Genomic DNA, 24,622 nt, shown 5'->3' on the forward strand with positions numbered 1-24,622 from the left:
GTGGGCGTGGGTAACGCGCTGGGTCGGGATAGGGGTCGGGGCACGGGAGATAACAACAGTGTGCAGGCCGCCACGACCGTGGAGGCGGTTGAGCCCGGCACTGCTACGACCGGCGAAGTGTCCGAAGCGGAGGCCAAAAGAGCCGGCTCTCTGAGGGCCGGAGTACGCGGCCCTCAGACTCGGTTCGATGCCTGGCTGGGCCGGCCGATGGCCTCCTTTCATCTGATAATTGCTGTGGCTGGATTGCTGACGGCATTAGGTCTGATAATGGTGTTGTCGGCCTCAGGTGTGCGGTCCTACGGCGACGACGGATCGGCTTGGATCATTTTCGGCAAACAGGTTTTGTGGACGATCATCGGTCTCATCGGTGGTTATTCCTCATTGTGGATGTCGATACGGTTCATCCGGCGCATTGCATTCTTTAGTTATGTCATCACCATCATTTTGCTGGTGCTGGTGCTCATCCCGGGAATTGGCAATCTCGCCAACGGGTCGCGTAAATGGTTTGTGATCGCCGGCTTTTCGATGCAGCCTTCCGAGCTGGCCAAGATTGCTTTCGTCATTTGGGGTGCGCATCTGCTGGCTGCTCGCCGGATGGAACGAGCGTCGCTGCGCGAGATGCTTATTCCGTTGGTGCCGGCCGCGGTCATCGCGCTGGGACTGATCGTGGCTCAGCCTGATCTCGGGCAGACGGTGTCGCTGGGCATCATCCTTTTGGCCCTGCTCTGGTACGCTGGGCTGCCGCTGCGCGTTTTCATCACATCGTTGCTCGCGGTCTTTATTGCGGGAGCGATCCTGGCGATGTCCGCGGGTTATCGGTCAGAACGGGTGCGGTCCTGGATGAATCCCGAGGCCGATCCTCAAGACACCGGCTACCAGGCTCGGCAAGCAAAATTCGCGCTGGCCCACGGAGGCATTTTCGGCGACGGTCTTGGCCAGGGTGTTGCCAAGTGGAACTATCTGCCCAACGCTCACAACGATTTCATTTTCGCGATCATCGGCGAGGAACTCGGCTTGGTTGGTGCGTTGGGACTGTTGGGACTTTTCGGGCTGTTCGCCTACACTGGAATGCGGATCGCGCGGCGGTCGGCCGATCCTTTCCTGCGGCTGCTGACCGCCACCACGACTATGTGGGTGCTGGGCCAGGCGTTTATCAACATCGGCTATGTGATCGGGGTGTTGCCGGTGACTGGTTTGCAGCTGCCTTTCATCTCTGCCGGTGGAACATCGGCGGCAGCAATACTTTTCATGATCGGCATCATGGCCAACGCGGCTCGCCACGAGCCAGAGGCGGTGGCGGCGCTGCGGGCCGGGCGTGATGACAAGGTGAACCAGCTGCTACGGCTGCCGCTGCCGGTGCCGTATCTGCCACCCCGGGTGGAGACGTTCCGCGACCGCAAACAGGTTCGCCCGCAACCCGGCAAGGCGTCGGTTGGCCGCAAGCCCGCCCGCAAAGCCCCCCGGGAGCCTGACCGGCCGCTGCGGCCGGCATTCCCCCGAGTGGCTGATCGACTGGAGCACCGATCAGGGCAGTATAGAGCTGGTCAGCTGCGTGCCGGTCAACGTTATACACCGCGCGTTCGTGTATTCGAAGGTCAGCGTTACGGGTGAACAACTCGGTTAGGGAGCCGACCCGCGGGCGAAGGGGCAGCCCGCCGGTCGCCGATGCCGCATTATCGGTTAATCCCCCCTTGTCGGTTGTGCTGGCGGGCGGCGGTACCGCCGGCCATGTGGAGCCCGCAATGGCCGTTGCCGATGCACTCAGAGCGCTGGATCCACAGGTCCGGATCACCGCGTTGGGCACTTCGCGTGGGCTGGAGACCAGGCTAGTACCCGAGCGTGGCTACCACCTCGAGTTGATCACACCGGTGCCATTGCCGCGTAAGCTTACCGGCGACCTGGCCCGGCTCCCATTACGAGTGTGGCGTGCCGTCCGAGAGACCCGCGCGGTGTTCGAAGTCGTCGAGGCCCATGTGGTGGTGGGTTTCGGTGGGTACGTGGCACTGCCAGCGTACCTCGCCGCACGTGGTATCCCCAGGGTGCGGCGTCGTATCCCGGTGGTGGTTCACGAGGCCAACGCCCGGGCCGGCATCGCCAATCGTGTCGGTGTGCGTACTGCCGAACGGGTGCTTTCGGCAGTACCCGGTTCCGGATTACGTGGTGCCGAGGTGGTGGGAGTGCCGATCCACGCGACCATTACTACGCTGAACCGCCCGGCATTGCGAGCTGACGCCCGCAAGCATTTTGGCTTCACCGACGACGCGCGGGTGTTGTTGGTTTTCGGTGGTTCTCAGGGTGCAGTTTCGCTGAATCGGGCGGTTGCCGGTGCTGCCGAGGACCTGGCCGCCTCGGGAGTGGCCGTGCTGCATGCCTACGGACTCAAGAACACCCTCGAGCTGCGCACACCCGAGTACGGTGAGCCGCCGTACGTCGCGGTGCCCTACCTTGACCGAATGGACTTAGCGTACGCCGCCGCTGACCTGGTGATTTGTCGGTCCGGAGCAATGACGGTCGCCGAAGTGTCGGCCGTCGGCTTGCCAGCCATCTATGTACCGTTCCCAATTGGCAACGGTGAGCAACGGCTCAATGCACTGCCGGTGGTTAACGCCGGCGGCGGCCTGGTGGTCGCCGACGCTGACTTGACGCCCGGTCTGGTGGCGCGGCAAGTTGTCAGGTTGTTCAGCGATCCGGCGCAGCTGGCGGCAATGACGGCGGCCGCCGCGCGAGTGGGACATCGCGATGCGGCACATCATGTCGCCAAGGTGGCACTGGATCTGGCACGTGCAGAGCGTGACACGGCGTCAGGACGGTCGGCCGGAGGGAAACCGTGAACGCCGGCCAGTTGCCGCCCGAGTTGCAGCGGGTGCACATGGTGGGCATTGGGGGATCCGGGATGTCGGGTATTGCGCGCATCCTGTTAGACCGGGGCGGTCTGGTGTCTGGCTCAGATGCCAAGGAGTCGCGTGTTGTGCACGCACTGCGGGCGCGCGGCGCGCTGATCCGCATCGGACATGATGCGTCATTGCTGGACTTGCTGCCTGGCGGCGCTACCGCAGTCATTACCATCCGCACTGCCATCCCCAAGACTAACCCCGAGCTGGTCGAAGCCCGGAGGCGCGGCATTCCGGTTCTATTGCGATCGGCCGTGTTGGCCAGGCTGATGGATGGGTGTACCACGCTGATGGTTGCTGGCACACACGGCAAGACTACGACGACGTCGATGCTCGTTGTGGCCCTGCAGCACTGTGGATGTGACCCATCCTTCGTGGTTGGCGGTGAGCTTGCCGTGGTGGGCACCAACGCCCACCACGGCCTCGGCGCCTGCTTCGTTGCCGAGGCCGACGAAAGCGATGGCTCGTTACTGGAATACACGCCCAACGTAGCGGTGGTCACCAACATCGACTCCGATCACTTGGATTTCTACGGTAGTGTCGATGCTTATATCAGGGTGTTCGACTCCTTCGTGGAGCGATTCGCACTGGGGGGAGCGCTCGTGGTGTGCAACGACGATCCTGGGGCGGCCGCGCTGGCCCGGCGCACCGCCGAGCTTGGGATCCGGGTGTTGCGCTACGGCTCCGACGACCGGATAGGTGAGACCTTGGCCGCCAGGTTGTTGTCGTGGGAGCAACAGGGCACCGGAGCGGTCGCGCACATCCAGTTGGCTGGTCAACCAAACTCACGGGTGATGCGGCTACCGGTACCTGGGCGACACATGGCGCTCAATGCGCTAGGTGCGTTGCTGGCGGCGATCGAGATTGGTGCGTCGACCGATGAAGTGCTCGACGGGCTGGCTGGTTTCAGGGGTGTGCGTCGCCGCTTCGAACTGGTTGGGACTTCAGGAGTCGGCCAGGCCTCAAACTCGCTGGTGCGGGTGTTCGACGACTACGCACACCATCCAACGGAGATCAGCGCGACGCTAGCGGCGTTCCGTATAATGCTTGAGCAGAGCGGCGGCGGACGCTGCATCGTGGTGTTTCAGCCCCACCTATATTCGCGGACAAAGGCTTTGTCCAGAGAATTTGGTCGTGCCCTGAGTGCTGCCGATGAGGTGTTCATCGTTGGTGTCAACGGTGCCCGCGAACAACCGCTTGCTGGCGTCAGCGGAGCTAGTGTTGCTAAACATGTCAGCGTGCCGGTGCGCTATATACCAGACTATTCGGCGGTCGTCATAGAGGTTGCTGCTGCGGCTGGCCCCGGCGACGTCATCGTTACGATGGGTATCGGCGACGTGGGCCTGCTGGGGCCGGAGATCGTTGCCGCGCTGCGGGTCCGGGCCAACTGCAACACTCCCGGCTGTTCGGGAGTGTTGCAGTGACAGAGACGGACGAGGGTGCACCAGTCAACCATTCGGCGACGATGTGGGCTGTAGTGGGGGTGCCGCCCGTTTGCGGGGGACAACCGGGCGATTCGGGTGTGGTGGCGGGGACCTCCAGAGCCTTGGTCGATGCTGCGATCATTGCACCGGTCACGACCCTAACGCGAGACGAGCCAGCGCAGTATGACCGCTACGAGTTCGAGGGGCCTCGCCGACGGGCCCGCCGTGAGCGGGCTGAGCGCCGTGCCGCGCAGGCGTGTGCCATCGCGATCGAAGAAGCCCGCCGTGAGGCCAAACACCGTATTCATAGGCAGATGAGCAGCGAGGCCAACTCTCCCAAACCGGTTGCGCGCGGGGTTGTTCGGGGCCTGAAGACGCTGTTCGCTACGGTGATGTTTAGTATCGCCGGTTTTGGGCTTGGGTTGGCCCTCTATGTAACGCCGGCGATGTCAGTGCGCAACATCGTGGTCACCGGGATTGAGACGGTGACCCGCGAGGAGGTCCTCGACGCGGCCGGGGTGCAGCTTGGGACACCGCTCCTGCAGATCAACACCAACCAGGTAGCTGATCAGGTAGCAGCGATCCGGCGAGTGGCTAGCGCGCGGGCACAGCGTCAGTACCCTTCAGCGCTGCGGATTACCATTGTTGAGCGGGTGCCGGTGGTGGTGAAGGACTTTCCCGATGGCCCGCACCTTTTTGACTGCGATGGCGTCGACTTTGCGACCGCTCCGCCACCACCGGCGTTGCCTTATATCGATGTCGGTCATCCCGGACCGATCGATCCGGCGACCAAGGCTGCGCTGGTGGTACTGCTCGCGTTGCGTCCTGAGGTTGTAAGTCAGGTGGCCCGGATCGCAGCTCCGTCGGTGTCGTCGATCACCCTTATCCTGACGGACGGGCGGGCGGTGATCTGGGGGAGTACCGACCGCGCCGAGGAGAAAGCCGAGAAGCTGGCTGCGCTATTGACGCAGCCCGGACGGACATACGACGTGTCTAGCCCTGATTTGCCGACCGTGAAATAGAGCGACCGGGTATGTACCCGTCAAACGTGGCGTTGGCATCATGATAGACCGCAGAAAAAAACCGTGGCGCATCGGCGCGCCTGCTCGGTTAACACCCGTCGTAGCCATACGGTGCTGCTTACACGGAGCTACTTGACATAACTCTAAGTCTATGGTTGAGGTTGATGGTTTGCCAAGTAGACACACCGCCGGGAGGAACCCACACCCACCAGGGAGCCCAAACTAGCCAGGGCAAGTTTAGTCCCACCACGGAGGAAGACGAATGATGACCCCCCCGCATAATTACCTTGCTGTTATCAAGGTTGTGGGCATCGGTGGCGGTGGTGTCAACGCCGTCAACCGGATGATTGAGCAGGGCCTCAAGGGTGTGGAGTTCATGGCGATTAACACCGATGCGCAGGCGTTGTTGATGAGCGATGCCGACGTCAAGCTCGATGTCGGGCGGGACTCCACTCGGGGGTTGGGTGCCGGTGCGGACCCGGAGGTCGGGCGCAAGGCCGCCGAAGACGCCAAGGATGAGATCGAAGAACTGCTGCGCGGGGCGGACATGGTGTTCGTCACGGCGGGTGAAGGCGGGGGAACCGGCACCGGAGGGGCACCCGTCATCGCGAGCATCGCTCGCAAACTGGGCGCGTTGACTGTCGGTGTGGTCACCCGGCCGTTCTCGTTCGAGGGCAAGCGGCGCAGTAATCAGGCCGAGAACGGTATCGCGGCGTTGCGGGAGAGCTGCGATACCCTTATCGTAATCCCCAATGACCGATTGCTACAGATGGGCGATACTGCAGTATCCTTGATGGATGCTTTCCGCAGCGCTGATGAGGTGCTGTTGAACGGCGTGCAAGGCATCACCGATCTGATCACCACGCCGGGGCTGATCAACGTAGATTTCGCCGACGTCAAGGGCATCATGTCGGGTGCGGGCACCGCGTTGATGGGCATCGGTTCAGCGCGCGGGGATGGTCGGTCGCTCAAGGCCGCCGAAATCGCTATCAACTCCCCCCTGCTGGAAGCGTCGATGGAAGGCGCGCAGGGGGTGCTGATGTCGATCGCCGGCGGCAGCGACCTAGGCTTGTTCGAGATCAACGAGGCGGCGTCGTTAGTGCAGGACGCCGCTCATCCGGACGCCAACATCATTTTCGGTACCGTCATCGACGATTCGCTGGGTGACGAGGTACGGGTCACTGTGATCGCGGCGGGCTTTGAAGCCAACGGACCGGGCCGCACGCCCGTGATGGGCAGTACTGGAGGCGCGCACCGGATCGAGTCGGCGAAGGCCGGCGCGCTCACTTCGACTTTGTTCGAGCCTGTCGACGCTGCTAGTGCGCCGCTACACACCAACGGTGCGGCTCTGAGTATCGGTGGCGATGATGACGATGTAGACGTGCCGCCGTTCATGCGTCGCTGACGCCGGGGCCGGGACCTTTGAAGTGGGAGGATTTGCCGATACTGGACAGGTGAGCGTTCGCATCCGTTGGGTGATCACAATGCGGGCGGGTGGTGTTTTGGTATCCCCGTTCGATTTCTTGGACCTTGGCGACCATGTCGGTGACGACCCCGACTGCGGTGGTCACTTATCCCGTGCTTGGCTGGTTGCCGCCATTGGACTGGGTGTCGACCGGGTGGTGTGGATGAGTCAGGTTCATGGTGATCGAGTCAAGGTGGTTCATGAGCCGTGTGACGCCGTGGTCGATAATACCGACGCCTTGGTGACCAGAACATCTCAGCCGGCGTTGCCGGTCGTCACGATCCACTGTGTGCCAGTGTTGCTGTCCGATGCACGTCCCGGAGTGACTGCGGCGGTCCACGTCGGGGAGGGTCGGGGTTCAGCGAGGTGTGCTAGCCCGTGCGATGGATATGATGCTGGGCCTGGGTGCGTACGTTGGAGACGAGACATTGCAGTGCTGCTCGGTCCGGCTGTTAGTGGCCGCAACTATGAGGTGCCCGTAGTGATAGCCGACGGAGTCGAAGCGGCATCGCCAGACAGCTGCACCACCACCAGGATCTCAGCCGGAACTCCCGGCCTTGATCTACGGACCGGAATCGCTTGCCAGTTCCGCGATTTGGGTGTCATGTCGATCGAAGACGATCCGCGCCGCACGGTGGCTGATCGGGCGCTGTTCAGTCATCTCCAGACCGTGTCAACAGGGCGACTGGCTTCGCTGGTCTGGATGGAGTGACCGCCATGGCGGCGGATATTGACCTGCAGGGCGACCGCGAATCCGAATTAATGCATGCGCTAGCGACGGTGCGTTCCCGGCTTGCGGCAGCTTCGCAAGCCGCGGGGCGCAATGTCGGCGAAATCGAACTTCTACCTATTAGTAAATTCTTTCCAGCAACTGATGTTGCGATTTTGTCTCGATTGGGTTGTCGGTCTGTTGGTGAATCGCGGGCACAGGAAGCTTCAACGAAAGCTGCTGAATTCGCTGAACTGTTAGGGGTTTCTCGGGAAGAGAAATCGAGTATTCACTGGCACATGGTGGGTCAAATTCAACGCAACAAGGTGCGGTCGCTGGCGCAGTGGGCGCACACTGCTCATTCGATCGACAGCTTGCAATTGGTCGCTGCGCTCGATCGGGCGGTAGCAGCGGCGTTGGCCGGCGGTCGTCGCGAGCAGCCGTTGCAGGTCTATGTCCAGATAAGTCTCGACGGAGACATATCGCGCGGTGGTGTCAACGTCACTGCGCCCGGCGCAGTTGACCGGGTCTGCGCACAGGTCGAGGAGTCGAAAAGCCTGGAGTTGGTCGGGTTGATGGGCATCCCGCCGTTGGGGTGGAATCCCGACCAGGCTTTTGAGCAGTTGCGATTGGAACATCGCCGGGTGCTGCGGTCACATCCGGATGCGATCGGGCTGTCCGCTGGCATGTCTAACGATTTTGAGATAGCGGTCAAACATGGTTCGACGTGTGTGCGTGTCGGTACCGCGCTATTGGGTCCAAGCCGGTTACGGTCGCCGTAAGTAGTCACTGTAGTCACATCTTCATCACAGACACCAGAGCTTTCAGGCCTAGATAGGGGGTCACGCAATGAGCACACTGCACAAGGTCAAGGCCTATTTCGGAATGGCTCCGATGGAAGACTACGACGACGAGTACTACGACGATCGTTCTCCCACTCACGGTTACGGGCGTTCTCGGTTTGAGGAAGGGTACGGCCGTTATGAAGGGCGCGACTACAGCGACCTGCGTGGAGACCCGACCGGCTATCTGCCGCTCGGGTACCGTGGCGGCTATGGGGATGAGCACCGCTTCCGCCCTCGTGAATTTGACCGGCCTGACCTGAGCCGCCCGCGCTTGGGATCGTGGTTGCGAAATTCCACCCGCGGAGCTTTGGCTATGGATCCGCGCCGGATGGCTATGCTGTTTGACGAAGGTAGCCCGCTGTCGAAGATTACCACGCTGCGGCCTAAGGACTACAGTGAGGCGCGCACTATCGGCGAGCGGTTTCGAGATGGCACCCCGGTTATCATCGATTTGGTGTCGATGGACAATGCTGACGCTAAACGCCTGGTCGATTTCGCCGCGGGCTTGGCCTTTGCGTTGCGTGGATCCTTCGACAAGGTCGCAACCAAGGTGTTCCTGCTGTCGCCAGCCGACGTCGACGTATCCCCTGAGGAGCGTCGCCGGATCGCCGAAACCGGCTTTTACGCCTACCAATAGATCGGTTTATAATCAGATCCACCGCAACATATGGGTCCGTCTCCGACCTCCGAGTCGGTATTCTGGCGGTAACCGTACGTGTAGGCGGTGGTTGGTATCTTCATTGGTAAGGTCGGGCTTTAGTTTGGCGTTGTTTTATCAGATCCTTGGATTGGCGCTGTTCGTCTTTTGGCTGCTGCTGATCGCCCGGGTTGTCGTCGAGTTCATACGTTCATTTAGCCGTGACTGGCGCCCCAACGGTGTCACTGTTGTGATCTTGGAGACTATCATGTCGATCACCGATCCGCCGGTGAAGCTGTTGCGGCGGTTGATTCCGCAACTCACCATTGGCGCGGTCCGCTTCGACTTGTCCATCATGGTGCTGTTGCTGGTTGCGTTCATAGGCATGCAATTGGCTTTAAGCGCTGCGGCTTAAGCCATGCCCCGACGCCCCGGGAGGAGGCGACGGTTCGGCCACGTTTTGGCGACGGTTTGCTCCGTGTGATTTCAAATCTAAGGGTTGGGATTTAATTGGCCTTACAGTTTGAAATTCTTTACTTAATTTATTAGATAACGGCAACAGCCGGGTCTGGTGTGACAGGATGGACGGTAGTTGCGCGATGGCTACCACGCCGTTCTACACTTTCCAAATAATTTGACAAGGGACTTGAGGGGACGAACAATGCCGCTTACACCAGCCGACGTCCACAACGTGGCGTTCAGTAAGCCGCCCATCGGCAAGCGTGGTTATAACGAAGATGAGGTCGACGCTTTCCTCGACCTGGTTGAGAACGAGCTGACTCAGCTCATTGAAGAGAATTCCGACCTACGCCAGCGGATCGAGGAGCTGGATCATGAACTAGCTGCGGGTGGCGGTACTGGTGCTGGCCCCGTTATCGCCGTGCAGCCCACTCAGGCGCTCTCCACTTTCGAACCCGAACTAGTGTCTGCCAAGCAGGCGCCAGTGGCAGCTGTTGCCGAGACGGCCGAAGAATTGGCGATGAAGGCTACTAGGGTGTTGAGCCTGGCGCAGGATACCGCTGACCAGCTCACCAGTACGGCTAAGGTCGAATCGGACAAGATGTTGGCCGATGCGCGTGTCAATGCCGACCAAATTCTCGGCGAGGCTCGCCTCACGGCGGAGGCTACCGTCGCCGAAGCCCAGCAACGCGCCGACGCGATGTTGGCCGACGCCCAAACTCGCTCTGAGGTCCAGTCACGTCAAGCCCAGGAGAAGGCCGACGCCCTGCAGGCCGAAGCCGAGCGTAAGCATTCTGAGATTATGGGAGCCATCAGCCAGCAGCGCACGGTGTTGGAAGGCCGACTCGAGCAGCTACGTACCTTCGAACGCGAGTATCGGACCCGGCTCAAGACCTATCTGGAATCTCAGCTTGAGGAACTCGGTCAGCGTGGGTCGGCTGCACCGGTTGATTCCAATGCGGATGCTGGTGGATTCGACCAGTTCAATCGGGGTAATAACTAGCTGAGAAGTGTGCCGGACTCCACGGTCGACACACTAGGTGGCAATTCTAACTTGTGGGCTGGAGGATCACCAATGCTGATCATTGCACTGGTGTTGGCCCTCATTGGTCTCGTTGTTCTGGTGTTTGCGGTTGCCACCAGCAATTTGCTAATGGCCTGGGTATGTATTGGTGCAAGTGTCCTGGGCGTGCTGCTGTTAATCGTTGATGCAGTCCGGGAACACCAGTGCATCGATGCGGCCAACAACGAGGATAAGGAAGACACAGATCAGGACGATGGGGCCGTCTATGTCGACTACTTGGACGAAGTGCCAGCGGGGACCTCAACGGAGGCCCCAGATGCGGGCAGCCAGGAAGGCGATACCAACAGCGGTGAGTTGTCCGGGTATTGGGGTAGGCTTACCATAGACACGGGTGAGCAATCGGCGGTAGCCGCCGACGACCACGATAACGACCGCGCCACGTAGGCGTTTTGGATGGAAATTAGCCGCCTCGGGCGTCGCATTGCTCAAGGCGACTAATTTCAGCGGCCCTGTGATGTGGCCTGTCGGTGGTGGGTGTGGTGAGGAGTTCGCGAACCTGATCGTCGAGTAGATCTGTCCAACCGCATCAAACGCGGATATCAATGGGTTGCGCACACCACATCGTAGGCTTCGTGCGATCTCACGGCCAGGCTGGCTGTTGGCCCGACCGGTATCGTGACAATTATTGATTTGGGGGGTCGAGCGGGTCTCGTGGCCCGTAAGTTACGGTACGGGCGGCCGTCAGCATGCTGGCGCCGGTGGCTATGCCGTCATCGACGGGGGTCACGGTCCTGCCGTGTGGGTCGGCCGACGGTGCGCTTGCCCCTATACATCCGTTTGCATCGCATGAGTGCCACTGTCTCCTTGTCAATCACCGTGCGAGTCAGCATCGGACGGGGCATTGTTGGGGTGATTGAGGCCTTGGGTGGTGGTGTTGTGGTGGGCTGGTGGGGTGTGGGTGGTTGATCTGCGCTAGAAGGTTGCCGTATGTGCCGCCGACGGCCGGATCATCGATGCACTGTTCACTAACACGATACTGCTGCACCCGGCGGCATGCCTGCTTGCTGGCTGAGGGCCGGTCAACAAGCCGCCGACACCGATACCAGCGGCAGAAATGGTGCAAGGGATAACATCAGGTGCGAATAGTTATACCGTGCACGGGGACGTGCCTGTTCAGGTGCGGCCACATTGACCACGCCGACACCTCAAGGCCATGACATGCACACTAAAACGCCCCTACCCCGCGGCGCTAACAACTATCCTCACACTCACGCCTGCATCGATATCGCCTTCAGCACAGCCCAGGTGCCCAGCCCCTGGCATCATCAACATGTAGACCAAGCAGCATCCACCACCGACATGCTTACGTGCGCCGCGCTAATCGTGTCCACTGCGGCAAAGCACACGAAGCCTCATCGAAAGCAGGCAGTCAGCCACCCACCAACAAAAACCCCGCAACACAGCAAAACACGTCAACAGGATTCCGGGCTGCCCCCCACGACTACCGAACATATCGGCCAGTCATAAAACGCAAAAACAGCCATTTCACCCACCACCTATGAAACCAACCGAACAACTCACCGCCACAGACACAAGACAGCAACCTGCAGTTCAAGGGAAGCAGCGGTGGCCAAACCAGCTGAAACCGTGTCCAGCACCATTAAGTGTATATACGGTACACTCGCTTAGCGCGTTTCACACCGAGGATTCTGTTGACCATGTCGAAGGTGCTAAATCCTATGCACTCTATCTTTCGGATTCCGCAGAGACCACCCCCAAGAAGGAAGGAGTATTCATCTAGTCGGCATGGGCGCAGGAAGCCGAATGAAATTCGGCATCAGCAGCGCCGCCAACCGGTGTCCCTTCGGCGTCAGTGATCCCGGCCTGTGCTCCAGCAAAGCTGAAAGCCGTGTCGGGGTATTCGGGGCGTGAGGCCGAGTTAATCGACCGATCCAATGACCGGTCTCGATTAGCCTGGTGGCCGCAGACGTCTTCTCCGGGCGGGGCCCCGACGAACCACTGCGCCTCCGCGGCAAACCAGATACGATCTTACAGTTCATGGCCCCGCAATAAAACCCGCGTGCAACCGGCCTCTGTTTGTGGGCGCATAGTCAAGTAACCTCGGCACAATGCGGGGGTGGCTTACCGATAAATACCAGCTCCATAGCCTCAGGCCGCGGATCAGGAAAATACTAAGGAGCATTTTGTGACGGAAAAGACGTCCGACGACGTATTAAAACTCGCCAAGGACGAGAACATCGAATTTGTCGACGTTCAGTTCTGTGACCTGCCCGGCATAATGCAGCATTTCACTATTCCGGCTTCGGCCTTCGATAAGAGCGTGTTCGAGGACGGGCTGGCCTTTGACGGCTCGTCGATTCGCGGGTTCCAGTCGATCCACGAGTCCGACATGCTGCTGTTTCCCGACCCGGACACCGCACGCATCGATCCGTTCCGTGCGGCCAAGACGCTGAATGTCAACTTCTTCGTCCATGACCCGTTCACCCTCGAGCCATACTCCCGCGACCCGCGCAACATCGCTCGCAAGGCTGAAAACTACTTGATCAGCACTGGTATCGCTGACACCGTGTACTTCGGTGCCGAGGCCGAATTTTACATCTTCGACTCGGTGAGTTTCGACTCACGCTCGAACGGTTCGTTTTACCAAGTCGATGCCATTTCGGGGTGGTGGAACACCGGCGCGGCGACCGAGTCCGATGGCAGCCCCAACCGTGGCTACAAGGTTCGCCACAAGGGTGGGTACTTTCCAGTGGCTCCCAACGACCAGTACGTCGACTTGCGCGACAAGATGCTTACCAACCTGACTAACGCTGGCTTCGTTTTGGAGAAGGGCCACCACGAGGTGGGCACCGGTGGGCAGGGTGAGATCAACTACCAGTTCAACACGCTGCTGCATGCGGCCGATGACATGCAACTGTACAAATACATTGTCAAAAACACCGCGTGGCAGAACGGCAAGACAGTCACCTTCATGCCCAAGCCGCTGTTCGGTGACAACGGCTCCGGTATGCATACTCACCAATCGTTGTGGAAAGGCGGCACCCCGCTGATGTACGACGAGATCGGCTATGCCGGTTTGTCAGACACCGCACGGCATTACATCGGAGGCCTGCTGCACCATGCACCGTCGTTGCTGGCGTTCACCAACCCGACCGTAAACTCCTACAAGCGTTTGGTTCCCGGCTATGAGGCCCCGATTAAACTAGTTTACAGCCAGCGCAACCGGTCCGCATGTGTGCGTATCCCTATCACCGGCAAAAACCCGAAGGCCAAGCGACTGGAGTTCCGCTGCCCCGATGCATCGGGCAACCCCTACCTGGCGTTTTCCGCCATGTTGATGGCGGGCCTGGACGGCATCAAGAACAAGATCGAGCCTCAAGCCCCGGTTGACAAAGACCTCTACGAACTGCCTCCGGAGGAGGCCGCAGACATTCCGCAAGCGCCCACCCAGCTGGCTGCGGTGATCGACCGTCTCGAGGAAGACCACGACTACCTCACTGAGGGAAGCGTGTTCACACCCGACTTGATCGAGACGTGGATCAACTTCAAACGCGAGAACGAAATCGAACCGGTCAACATTCGACCGCATCCGTACGAGTTTGCGCTGTACTACGATGTCTAAGGGGAACGCGGGAACCCGCTTGGTGATCAACCAAGCGGGTTCCCGCGATTTAGGTTCGGGGCTAATGTCCGATTAATCTACCCACGACATCTTGACCTGCCGTCCCTCGGCCATCTCGACAACCTCTAGCCAAGCTCCCGGAGAGAGTCGAACACGCCGTTAGTTTCGGGCCTCGCCGTTGCTAAAACCACCGTAAACGTCATGCGTGAAGTATGGCTCCATAGAACACCGAAGCTGATGACAGTAAGTAGCTAGCTGTCCAATGTCAGGTCCTTGCTCTTGTTGACCAATGTGGTGGCTGACTCGACATAGAACATCCGCAGCATGGTAAGAATACCGGTGATGTCGGCGTCCTCGGCGCACCAATAAGAGGTAATGCTGCCTGCGTCAGTAAGTCCCGTCAGGACGGTGAAATCATCTAGAGAAACACCTTTTCCAATTCGTAATTCCTGCAGCCGATCGGCTGCCGCGATAGCGCTATCGGTCCTTATGCGGTCACCCAGATAGCCGTTGTGGCGCGCAACACTGCGCAATGCGGTCTCGCCGAACCCGCGATACAGAATCGGTATCGGCCGGTGAGGTTGACTGTATCTCCAAACGCAGTGTCCGGTAGGACTCACTATCGACTTGCGTCCAACGCGGTTGCCACAGCGTCTGCATCAAGTCAAGGAATTCATCGTTACGTTTGCCGCGGGCAGCGAACAGCTCCCCTCATAAAGGCGAATCCCTCTTTATTATCAACCGACTCCGATTCCGAACTCCACTCGCCCGGACACCAGGTACCAATGGCTTCGGTGGCTGAATAAGGACTGCGCACAGCGGGAATGTAACCGGTGCTGACAAACCGCTGCCGGGTGGCGACTTAGGTGTAGAGATACGCGGTGGGGTGTTTAGGGTTTCCAAGTTGACTACGTGGTAAGGGATCCCGATGCCGTCGTCATAATCGAGGTCGTCGGCTGCCTTGGCGATCTCGATGATTTCCCGGGTGTTTAGGAACGCGCTGCTGATGCCGAATTTCATTCGGCTTCCTGCGCCCATGCCGACTAGATGAATACTCCTTCCTTCTTGGGGGTGGTCTCTGCGGAATCCGAAAGATAGAGTGCATAGGATTTAGCACCTTCGACATGGTCAACAGAATCCTCGGTGTGAAACGCGCTAAGCGAGTGTACCGTATATACACTTAATGGTGCTGGACACGGTTTCAGCTGGTTTGGCCACCGCTGCTTCCCTTGAACTGCAGGTTGCTGTCTTGTGTCTGTGGCGGTGAGTTGTTCGGTTGGTTTCATAGGTGGTGGGTGAAATGGCTGTTTTTGCGTTTTATGACTGGCCGATATGTTCGGTAGTCGTGGGGGGCAGCCCGGAATCCTGTTGACGTGTTTTGCTGTGTTGCGGGGTTTTTGTTGGTGGGTGGCTGACTGCCTGCTTTCGATGAGGCTTCGTGTGCTTTGCCGCAGTGGACACGATTAGCGCGGCGCACGTAAGCATGTCGGTGGTGGATGCTGCTTGGTCTACATGTTGATGATGCCAGGGGCTGGGCACCTGGGCTGTGCTGAAGGCGATATCGATGCAGGCGTGAGTGTGAGGATAGTTGTTAGCGCCGCGGGGTAGGGGCGTTTTAGTGTGCATGTCATGGCCTTGAGGTGTCGGCGTGGTCAATGTGGCCGCACCTGAACAGGCACGTCCCCGTGCACGGTATAACTATTCGCACCTGATGTTATCCCTTGCACCATTTCTGCCGCTGGTATCGGTGTCGGCGGCTTGTTGACCGGCCCTCAGCCAGCAAGCAGGCATGCCGCCGGGTGCAGCAGTATCGTGTTAGTGAACAGTGCATCGATGATCCGGCCGTCGGCGGCACATACGGCAACCTTCTAGCGCAGATCAACCACCCACACCCCACCACAACACCACCACCCAAACCAAAGTTGTTCGATCCGAGACTAATCTAGCTAATAGGAAAAAAATTTCAGTGTTCGAGTTGCTCTCAATAGCATCTTGATGCCGTCCATGATGCTGTTCCCAGCGGCCGAGCCCTAACGTGGTTGCGGTTTCGAGAATCAGTACGGGCCGAAACGATCTCCGGTGCGGATCGCCATCCTAGATGGTGACGTCGTTGTGTATTGACCGCGCCAACAACAATGCAGGCCAGTGGGATCAAGCGAATTGATACGTCCTGCAGTTTCGGTTAGCAGACCTGAGAAGATGGTGTTGTTGCGAATTCAGATCTATTTAATTGCCCGATTTTGGGTTCACATGATCTTTTGTCCCGATGTGAAGGATGGGATAATTGGCTAAGACTGGGAGAAAGACGAGTCATGAGACTGCTACTTGTGCTGCTCGGCGCTACCGGCCATGATCGGTCTAGCCGTTCCCACCTATGCCGACTCAGATTGTGGCGAATCGATCCTGAAAATAATCCAAGACTTCGAGACCCACAATCCCTAAATCACCATGGATTACGCAGCAAAGTTAGTCGCCCTTGCGACGAAATACTACTGCTCCCAACAATTCTCTACGGCATAGCGTGATTCCGCAACGCTGGAGGATGGGTAACTCATCGCTGGGTCAATCTTTGTTTTTGACCTAGCAGTTTAGCCGCTAGCAACGGTTCGGCCGTAATTTAACCAATTTGGCAAGTAGACCTGCCGTTCACCTGTGTTTGGTTGGTTGCCGACGGCAAGATCGTTGCGAGGGTGGTGGTGGGTGCTCATCCCCGTGATTTGGAAAGGGTGCGGTGTCATGCGACACGTTGGGCATCGTTGATTTCGCGCTCCGGACTGACTGTCGAGGTGGGTTGCGGCGCCTTTATCGGCTTTGAGTGGCAATTGCGGGTGCGCATGGCCGGGGACCCTGAGCACTAACGTATTGGTGGCCGCCGGTGACCAACCTTGTTGGTGCGCTATGCAGCCGCCACTGAGGATAGCAGCTCCACCAGAGGCGCGTTTTAATGTGTTGGCTGAAGTCGGTTTTTGTGGCGGAGTAGGTGTGCTGGTCGCTTCCGGGGAACTGCTATTCATTGTGATCGTCACTGTTACCATCTCTTTACTGGGTCGCCTACTTGGCCGGCTGATCGACCGCGACAACGTCATCGAAGAGGATGAAGGTCTGCGGGCCATATCAAGTACAGATGATCTGTAGTTGTAAATCTGGAAAATTATACGTTCGCCCACACCGTGCAACCCACTAGCAGTAACGACATCACCCTGCGTGGTATCCAAACCGGGAAGGCCAACGGTGACAACATCAGTTTGACGGTGCACTTGCTTGTGGACGGGGTGGTACGCCGGCAAAATTGGAGCGATTGGTTGCGGAATTTTCGCTGCACTCCAGCTATATACGCCGTTCACCGGTACGTCGGCAATCAAGCGCAGGTAGACCGAGGCCTGGACAAGTCGGGCGTCAGCTAGGGGGTGGTCTTGCAGGTTCGGTGCGGTCGTTGCTAGCAAGGCGGAGTGATGGCCGGTCGGTGGTGGATAGGTCCTACGGGTATTGAGATGGTGCGCTTGTTAGACTTGGCCTGCTTGCCATCGGTGACCACCACCCGGTCTCACTCTGCGAGTTACGCCTCGTCAGCCGACTCCCGTCCTGGTCGCAGTGCCGTTACTCGTCAAGGTTTGCTCGATCACCAGCTGTGCCAACGCGCCCATCGGAGCCAACCAAGCGATTGTGATAAATCAGCACCACTCGCGTTGCAATACCTTCCAGGGCAAACAGCGTCCGAATCCTGCTTGTCAGTTCGCAGGCTGCTTCCATCCCGGTTAGCCCAGCACCGATCACGATAACCGTGGCTGGGGCTGGGGCTAGCTGCAGCATCTTGGTAGCGTTCTGGGTTAGGGTGTGCAAGTGGTACTCCAATTCGAGGGCGTCGTCGTAGTTGTCGACGTCAAAACTGCACTCGCGCAGACCACTGAATGGTGGGTTTGAGCAACTGGTTGTCCGCGGCCAGCACGAGTCGGCTGTGGCTATAGGTCTTACGCTTGACGTGATGACTGTGTTGGCATTGGTGTCGATCTTGATGACTTCTGCGGTGACATGCCAAACTCCGGCCGGGCTGATGTACATCAGCTAGCGTAATGCGGCAGCCGCTCAAATCGGCCTTGTAGTTGCGAACCTAAGTATCATGAAAAGGCTTGGTAATCAACACTGTGATGTCGACTGTGCCCGCTGAAACTCAGCGCTCGTCGAGTCGCCGGGCGGCATCGAGCGCCGTCTACAGCCTCGCGAACCTGGAGCCGATACCAACCACATCGGTAGCTGGCTCGACATCCCCCAACCTTTCTGCTATTGCCTGCCGCTTCCAGCATCAATCCCACCGCGACATCCAGTAATGCAGCCCTGTGGTTTGTCGGCCTCCATTGATCAGACGTACAATGCAACCGACAAAGGTGCATGTGCCGGCCAAGCCGATATCCTAATCACTAGGGCCTTACTTGTTGTGGGGTGAGGTCGTAGTCTGTTTGATGTGGGGGTGTTGGCTGATTTCTGGTCCGGTTTGCCTCAGCAGATGCGGGATCCGGTGCTGTTTGCCATTTCGTTTTTTATTGCTTTTACTTCTTGAGTGGACAGCGGCCCATAAGCTGGAATGGGTCGAAGCTGCCGTTCCTGAAAAGTTCTACACGCCGTGATCACCTGCCGGTGCGTATAACACCTCGATTCGGTGGCAAGTATCTCGATGGGGTTGGTCTCGATCGCCACTACCGCTGGCTGGAAAGCCCTGGCCTTGCTCGGTTATGCGGCGATGCATGCGTACCTGGCGCCTTGGTGTCTTCCGGTATCCCAATGGCACACTTGAGTTATCGCCGATCCTCGGCATCGACCTGCTATACTACGCATACTAGCGCATCGCCTGTCGGGTTCTGCTGATCTGGGCGACGCATCAAGCCCACTACTCGAGCGAATACTTCAACTTCGCCACCGCATTGCGTCAGAAGTGGAACAACAGCGGCGAGGTCTTGGTGTGGATTCCGTTGCCGCTGTTGGAGCTTCCCCTTGGGGGGAATTCAGCTGGTAACTTGAACTTGATCAACCAGTTGTGGGTACATGCCGAGTGGATCGACAGACTACCGCGGGTCTTTCAATTCATCTTCAACGCACCGTCGCACCATCGGGTACACCATGGGATGGACAGGATTTACCTCGACAAGAACTGCGGTAGCATTTTTATCATCTGGGACCGGCTGTTCGGTAGTTTTCAACCGAGACGGTTCCACCCGCAATACGGCCTAGTCAAACAAGTCGACACATTCAACGTGTGGACCTTGCAGCCCTGCGAGTACGTGGCGATTGCCAGTGACTGGCGATCGGCGATGCGCTTGCGAGATCGGTTGGGCTGCGTCTTAGGGCCGCCAGGATGGGCGCCGTGCAGTGCTGCGCAGGCCGAACTCCGCCCCGCTGGCTATGTCTCCGTTAGCGTTACTTCCAGTCAGAGGTGGTGACTAAACAGGGTGGCCGATGTGAAACGCGCTTTTTAAGGAAAGATTGCGATGTAACTTGCAACTTGCGGTCGGCAGTCGCGTCGGCCCCGACGGATCTGGAATCCATGGTGTGCCGCCTGATTATGCGCGCATGCGTTGCGCCGGGTGCCGTCATGGCATTCTTGCCCAATCCGTCACCGGCATTGGCCAACGCAGACCCCACGTTGATTTCTCGGGCATGGGAATCCGACAGGACAAACGCATTTGCACCTTGGGTTATGTCGATCCGAATCTAAAAAATCGCATTCACTTCCGGGCACTGCCGTTGTGGGGAGCGGTCGCCGACCGGGACACGATGTCATCGGCCATCTTGCGACATTCCGGGACAACAAGCCCAGTAGCACGACAGTGGCCACTGATTAGTTAATCGTTGACTAAGAGGCGATTGTGCTTGTCGATCACGTGACAGTAAGCAATATTTTGTCCGGCAGGCGTCGACTGGAATAAAACCCAACCGTGGTGGTTCAGCCTGGACAAGCGATATGCCCTTTGGTGCTATCACTTGTTAGACTGGTGGAACTGTGGCGAGCGCCAACAACGGGTGGGTTCACCCTGTCCCACAGCATCCAGAGCCAGAAAGCCGATTCGAAGGGTATACCTGGCCCCCACTGAGGCCACGGGCGAATCGTCGGGATTTTTAGCAGTGTCTGGGGATTTGCCCGCGGCGGTGTCGTGACGGTCCACCTCCAGAATAGGTCCGTCAGGATCTTGGAATGATCTCCAATCCCCGTTGGTGTTTACCGGCGGGAAGGGTGGGTGTGCACACATCGGAATCAAGGGTCCGGCAGCATTCAGCTGCTAGTCAGTTGATTCCGGTTTGAATCTTGTGAAATACCCTTTGACCTGTCAATACTACCTAGCCGGATAGCGCTTCAACAATCCAAGTTTGGTGGCATTGGGTACCTCACTGATCCCGGTGTCAGTACGAAGCGATCTTGATGATGCCGGCTGCCCCGACATTGCCCACCCACTAGGCGTTACCGCCCGGAGAGGCGACATAGCCGACGCCGTCAGCGCTCGGCAGGTTGATCACCACGGTAGGTTGTTTACCTGTATGGCGGCCACACGGCCCACAGTGCTCGGGTCCCGGTGATGCTGATTCCCAGTTCGTCCAGCTAAACGGATTACCGTGTTAGCGGCCCGCGTGGTGCGGTTCTGCTCTGTATGTCGCGTGGACATTGTGCATACTTATCGATCGGGTTATTATAATGTGAGAGGAGTGTTTTCGATATTGGTTACGCTGCCACAGCATTGACGGAAATGCATTCAGAGTGGTGATCTCGGTTGTGTCAGACTGGCTGCATGGGCAAACGGCAGGACTCGCGGGAGAACGTCGAAGTGCAAATTGTGGAACTGAATCGTCACCAGCTGGTCGATTACGGCGTAGCTGGATTCTCGCTACGTGCAGTAGCTCGCGCCCTGGGCATGGTTTCCTCGGCGGTGTACTGCTACGTGTCAAGCCGTGATGAGTAGTTGACCTTGCTGCTTGTCGACGCCTATTTCGAACTGGCCGACACCGTGGAGCAGGCTCGCGACGCGGTAACTGTTAATTGGACTTAAGATATGACCGCCATCGCGTGGGCGGCGCGGCAATGGGCCGTCACGCACCCCGCTCGTTGGGCCTTGCTGTACGGCAGCCCGGCATCAGGATATCACGCTCTGGCGGAGCAGACCGTCGGAGTCGACACCCGGGTGATGGGAGTTTTTTCGACGCAGTAGCAGCCGGTATTGCCACCGGGAATATCAGGTTGACTAATGACCTTGTCCAGCAAACGATGTCACCGGACTTCGAATGGATTCGCCAAGAGTTCGGTTTTCCCGGCGATGATCACGTCGTCGTTAGAGTACTTTTTGTTGTGGTCAGGTGTGGTAGGTGCGACCAACCTGGAGGTCTTCGGGCAGTACGACACCAACATCCTGGCCGAAATGGAGGCAGGGTGTGACATCTAGGTGCGGCTGTTGGTGGGTGTGTTGACGCAATATTGACGGTAGCGTTACTCGCGACTAATGGACCGAAATTTGAATGCTTTCATTCGACTTTCCCCGACCCACTGATACTTATAGTGGTGAAGTTATCCTCAAGTCTGCCACCCCTTTCTGCCGGCCAGCAGGCTGGGCTATCCCGCGAAACGGTGCATCTTCCCGGTTCAGTCGTCGACACCGATCGCGTGGGTTACCCTTCGGACTTGGAATGCCACAGAAACGGCTCTGACCAGCCTGTTAGGCGTTCGCAAGTGGATATGCGGATTATTGATGGGCATTTTGCTTCGGATACCTGTAGTTACCGCAGCAAACCCATAGATTTTGTGGTCGAGTCCGGGGCGAGAGCATCTATAATGAATTTTGCGTGATAGCGGATTCGTTTTGCATCACATCTGCATCGAAGTTGATAGCCTCGACTTCTTCGATGTAGTGCGGAAGTGGTGCAGCAGGGCATGATGCCTGGCGCAATCCAGTTTGTCTATGTTAAAGCCCTAAGCGGGAGTTCCTTTCATTGAAATTGCTTATATTCCACCCGAAATTTCTATTTTTTACGACTATATCAACCAGGAGCATTGGTGGACTCCGAATTTACAGCCACGGTCAACGCAGACACCGTGGCGTCCTGTTCAGATGAGGTCGATGTAGTGGTAATCGGGTTCGGTATTGGTAGCGGATGTGCGGCTGTCAGCGTCGCTGCTGCTGGTGCTCGAGCGCTCTGCCGTGGCGGGCTGGTACCATTACTGCATTTGCTGGTGGGCACTTCTGCCTGGGCGGAGGAACCGCGGTCCAGCAGGTGACTGGGTCATCCTGCCTCGCCCGAGGAGAGTTACAAGTACTCGGTTGCGGTGTCACGACAACTCGACCACGTTACCACGTTAAGATGTGCGCTTATTGCGATGGCAGTGTGGAGCACTTCAATTCGCTTGAAGAACTGGGTTTTCAGTTCGAACGCAGTTACTGCCCGGCGAAGGCGGTGATCCAACCCAACGCCGAGGGATTGATGTACACTAAAGACTACAAAGGTCTTACCGTTCTGCGAGATGGCGGTGCCGCGGAAGCACAAGGTGCCAGCAATGGTGATCGACCTGCTACTTCAACAGACTGCAAGCCTGGGTGTACAGATGTGTTACGGAAAACCGGTGTCATCCGTGTTTATTGTGGACGGTGTGGGCCAAAGGGGCCGCGTGAACGACGTTATGTGGAAGCGGTTCGTGGAGTCCGGTGCGGTCAAGGTGAAGGCCGTCCCCATCGTCGCTGGGGGATTTAGTGATGAAGCCGGATATGGTGGCCAAATACACTTCAAAATTGGCCGAGAAGCTTTTTGTGTTCGGAAACATCTACGAAGACGGACTGGGCATCCATATGGGCGTATCAGCCGGCGGGTTCACCCTGCACATAGAGGGATGTTTTATGACGGCTTCGTCCTACCCGCTGTCGATTCTGTTCACCGGGATCATCGTCAACAAACTAGGACAGTGGTTCCTCATCGAAGACTCCTTATACCATTTCAGGACTGTCGTATTCATCATGGATCAGCCAGGTAGCGCCGCGTTTTGATCGTCGACAAGGCGTATCTGGAGGCATCTCACGATGTCGTTGGTTCCGCTGATTGACGGCTGGGAGAGCATCATCGAAAATGGTTGCTGCATTCGACATCCTGCCGGGCAGCCTAGCCGCGGCACTCGATCGCTACAACACCTACGTCGCGCTCGGCGAGAATCCCGATTTCCATAAGTAGCTGGAATTCCTTGCGCCGTAAGACGGCGGGAAGCGGGGTGCATTCGACCGGTCGCTGAATAAGGCGCTATACACCGGTTTAACCACTGGCGGGCTGGCTATGGCGGTGAACGGCCAGGTGCTGCACGCAGACGGCATTATAACGGCTGGCCTGTACGTGCCCGGGGGGCGTGCGCCTCCAGCATCGCCTATAGGATGACGAGGGTTACGCTAGTCGGTACACAGTTAGGTTTAGGGTTTTTCTTCTGCCTCTGTGCAGGAGCGCACACGGCAGCGCTAGTCTAGGCCGCTAGGGATCCAGTCGCTGAGTTTCCGGCTGCAATTCGCAAGCAAATTGCCAGGCAAATTCGACGTTCCCGCAACGGACCTTACTTAGGCCACTTTTCTGTGGTTGCTCCGGCGTCGTGGTGGCCTACCTCGTACCGTGAAGACGGCTTTGCGGGCGATCGTGGTGCAGATCCTGTGGTCGGTAGAATCACCAGTACGCCCGCCGCAAATACGAAAAACCACTGACCATTTTCTAACTCAGGTTTAGGGTTCGCGCCCGTGTTCACTGTGAACAAAAAATGATCTGTTGGGGCTTGATATAATGAAAAGATTTGTAGAAACAGAATTTTTAGGCTATGATTTTATGAGGGGTTGAGCTAATTATACGCTTTGTTAAATGTTACTTACGATAGCCTAGAAACCGCGCAATTGCGTAAACGGTACCATTTTCTCTGGCGTGTGTTCCTACTGGTAGAAAGTTGCTCGATATCGGATGCTTTTGGGGTGCAGCGGTAGAATTGACCCTAAGTCGGCCACAGGTTGGCTATATCCAGGATACGCGCAACGGAAAAGTGTCCTTTTAGGTCGCTGATTGGCTGGATTTCGAACCATCTTCGGTGGTCGATGGAATCGTTTGCATCAGAGCAACCCAACCTCGCGCTAGATTCGGATGGTCGTATGAACAGAAAAAATTCGGTATTGCAAGTTCTTTGAAACCGGCCACCGGTGGTTGACCCCGGAAGAGTTCTTCTCCCTCCGAACTACCGGAAAAGAAATATTCCCCTGAATACACGTGGAATAGAAGATACGTTCTTTATCTTCCAACGTACTTTCCCAAAGTCAGGTCTGATGTGTTCGCTAGTGTTGTGTGTTGGTGATTGTTTTAACGTTTGATTTTGTTGAGGGGGTGTCTGCGGTCTGGGTTCAGGTGAACGGTGTGGTGTGTTCGTTGTAGGTGGGGATCGCGGTTTCGAGGTTGTTGATATCGGTGAACGTGTTGTGGCGGGTGATGGTGGTGAAGAAGATTTTGGTTATGTGTCAGCTA

General features: G+C 57.9%; 14 protein-coding genes and 6 pseudogenes. 17 read left to right on the plus strand and 3 right to left on the minus strand.

All coding sequences use genetic code 11. The annotated features are described in order from the left end of the window. Positions 1 to 6 precede the first annotated feature (6 nt). The 11 genes from ftsW (at position 7) to ML_RS04655 (ending at position 10,920) form a co-directional block, all read left to right on the plus strand. Positions 7 to 1,611 (plus strand): putative lipid II flippase FtsW, encoded by a 1,605-nt coding sequence (gene ftsW / locus ML_RS04605; RefSeq protein ID WP_010908020.1) that lies wholly within the window; start codon positions 7 to 9, stop codon positions 1,609 to 1,611. Further along, a complete protein-coding gene (gene murG, locus ML_RS04610) occupies positions 1,608 to 2,831 on the plus strand; it encodes an undecaprenyldiphospho-muramoylpentapeptide beta-N-acetylglucosaminyltransferase (RefSeq protein WP_010908021.1) in 1,224 nt (407 codons plus the stop codon). The genes ftsW and murG overlap by 4 nt, the downstream gene beginning before the upstream one ends. After that, positions 2,828 to 4,315, plus strand: a complete 1,488-nt coding sequence (gene murC, locus ML_RS04615; protein ID WP_010908022.1) for a UDP-N-acetylmuramate--L-alanine ligase — start codon at positions 2,828 to 2,830, stop codon at positions 4,313 to 4,315. The genes murG and murC overlap by 4 nt, the downstream gene beginning before the upstream one ends. Then, complete coding sequence (locus ML_RS04620; RefSeq protein WP_010908023.1) at positions 4,312 to 5,337, plus strand: cell division protein FtsQ/DivIB; 1,026 nt, start codon at positions 4,312 to 4,314, stop codon at positions 5,335 to 5,337. Before murC ends, ML_RS04620 begins: the two co-directional genes overlap by 4 nt. A gap of 265 nt (positions 5,338 to 5,602) precedes the next feature. Continuing rightward, positions 5,603 to 6,742 carry a cell division protein FtsZ gene (gene ftsZ, locus ML_RS04625; protein ID WP_010908024.1) on the plus strand — a complete coding sequence of 380 codons (1,140 nt, stop codon included), beginning with the start codon at positions 5,603 to 5,605 and terminating at the stop codon, positions 6,740 to 6,742. A gap of 22 nt (positions 6,743 to 6,764) precedes the next feature. Then, positions 6,765 to 7,514: a purine nucleoside phosphorylase YfiH/LACC1 family protein gene (locus ML_RS04630; RefSeq protein ID WP_010908025.1), complete on the plus strand. Its 750-nt coding sequence runs from the start codon at positions 6,765 to 6,767 to the stop codon at positions 7,512 to 7,514. Positions 7,515 to 7,519: 5 nt separating this feature from the next. After that, a complete protein-coding gene (locus ML_RS04635) occupies positions 7,520 to 8,293 on the plus strand; it encodes a YggS family pyridoxal phosphate-dependent enzyme (RefSeq protein ID WP_172591959.1) in 774 nt (257 codons plus the stop codon). A 67-nt stretch (positions 8,294 to 8,360) separates the two neighbouring features. Continuing rightward, positions 8,361 to 8,993, plus strand: coding sequence for a cell division protein SepF (locus ML_RS04640; RefSeq protein ID WP_010908027.1), 633 nt, complete (start codon positions 8,361 to 8,363; stop codon positions 8,991 to 8,993). 124 nt (positions 8,994 to 9,117) lie between these two features. Next, on the plus strand, positions 9,118 to 9,408 hold the full coding sequence (locus tag ML_RS04645; protein ID WP_010908028.1) for a YggT family protein: 291 nt from the start codon (positions 9,118 to 9,120) through the stop codon (positions 9,406 to 9,408). A gap of 246 nt (positions 9,409 to 9,654) precedes the next feature. After that, complete coding sequence (wag31, locus tag ML_RS04650; RefSeq protein WP_010908029.1) at positions 9,655 to 10,455, plus strand: DivIVA-like cell division protein Wag31; 801 nt, start codon at positions 9,655 to 9,657, stop codon at positions 10,453 to 10,455. 72 nt (positions 10,456 to 10,527) lie between these two features. Beyond that, positions 10,528 to 10,920 carry a hypothetical protein gene (locus ML_RS04655; protein WP_010908030.1) on the plus strand — a complete coding sequence of 131 codons (393 nt, stop codon included), beginning with the start codon at positions 10,528 to 10,530 and terminating at the stop codon, positions 10,918 to 10,920. A 1,353-nt stretch (positions 10,921 to 12,273) separates the two neighbouring features. Here ML_RS04655 and ML_RS04665 read toward each other — a convergent pair. Continuing rightward, positions 12,274 to 12,432, minus strand: a complete 159-nt coding sequence (locus ML_RS04665) for a hypothetical protein (protein ID WP_156511997.1) — start codon at positions 12,430 to 12,432, stop codon at positions 12,274 to 12,276. Between the two features lie 250 nt (positions 12,433 to 12,682). On the opposite strand from ML_RS04665, the gene glnA reads away from it, so the two are divergent. After that, positions 12,683 to 14,119: a type I glutamate--ammonia ligase gene (glnA, locus tag ML_RS04670; protein WP_010908031.1), complete on the plus strand. Its 1,437-nt coding sequence runs from the start codon at positions 12,683 to 12,685 to the stop codon at positions 14,117 to 14,119. 251 nt (positions 14,120 to 14,370) lie between these two features. On the opposite strand, the pseudogene ML_RS17865 reads toward glnA, so the two are convergent. Beyond that, positions 14,371 to 15,139, minus strand: a pseudogene (locus tag ML_RS17865) (LLM class flavin-dependent oxidoreductase). A gap of 1,711 nt (positions 15,140 to 16,850) precedes the next feature. Between ML_RS17865 and ML_RS17870 the strand changes: the two are divergent. Then, a pseudogene (locus tag ML_RS17870) lies at positions 16,851 to 17,523 on the plus strand (MgtC/SapB family protein). Positions 17,524 to 17,716: 193 nt separating this feature from the next. Here the strand turns inward: ML_RS17870 and ML_RS04700 are convergent. Further along, complete coding sequence (locus ML_RS04700; RefSeq protein WP_049769713.1) at positions 17,717 to 18,178, minus strand: NAD(P)/FAD-dependent oxidoreductase; 462 nt, start codon at positions 18,176 to 18,178, stop codon at positions 17,717 to 17,719. 400 nt (positions 18,179 to 18,578) lie between these two features. On the opposite strand from ML_RS04700, the pseudogene ML_RS04705 reads away from it, so the two are divergent. From ML_RS04705 to ML_RS04715, 4 pseudogenes are all read left to right on the plus strand, one after another. Further along, positions 18,579 to 19,551 (plus strand): annotated as a pseudogene (locus tag ML_RS04705) (sterol desaturase family protein). 1,341 nt (positions 19,552 to 20,892) lie between these two features. Beyond that, positions 20,893 to 21,540, plus strand: a pseudogene (locus tag ML_RS04710) (TetR/AcrR family transcriptional regulator). Between the two features lie 162 nt (positions 21,541 to 21,702). Continuing rightward, a pseudogene (locus ML_RS15465) lies at positions 21,703 to 22,149 on the plus strand (VOC family protein); the annotation flags it as partial. After that, positions 22,149 to 23,595, plus strand: a pseudogene (locus ML_RS04715) (FAD-binding protein). The pseudogenes ML_RS15465 and ML_RS04715, both read left to right, overlap by 1 nt. The last annotated feature ends 1,027 nt before the right edge of the window (positions 23,596 to 24,622 follow it).

Source organism: Mycobacterium leprae TN (assembly GCF_000195855.1).
In the GTDB taxonomy this organism is placed as follows: Bacteria; Actinomycetota; Actinomycetes; order Mycobacteriales; family Mycobacteriaceae; genus Mycobacterium; species Mycobacterium leprae.

Coding starts and splice junctions, on each gene's coding strand:
- ftsZ (WP_010908024.1), top strand. CDS start 5,603: ATGACCCCCCCGCATAATTACCTTGCTGTTATCAAGGTTGTGGGCATC.
- ML_RS04640 (WP_010908027.1), top strand. CDS start 8,361: ATGAGCACACTGCACAAGGTCAAGGCCTATTTCGGAATGGCTCCGATG.
- ML_RS04655 (WP_010908030.1), top strand. CDS start 10,528: ATGCTGATCATTGCACTGGTGTTGGCCCTCATTGGTCTCGTTGTTCTG.
- ML_RS04700 (WP_049769713.1), bottom strand. CDS start 18,178: ATGTACATCAGCCCGGCCGGAGTTTGGCATGTCACCGCAGAAGTCATC.
- wag31 (WP_010908029.1), top strand. CDS start 9,655: ATGCCGCTTACACCAGCCGACGTCCACAACGTGGCGTTCAGTAAGCCG.
- ML_RS04635 (WP_172591959.1), top strand. CDS start 7,520: ATGGCGGCGGATATTGACCTGCAGGGCGACCGCGAATCCGAATTAATG.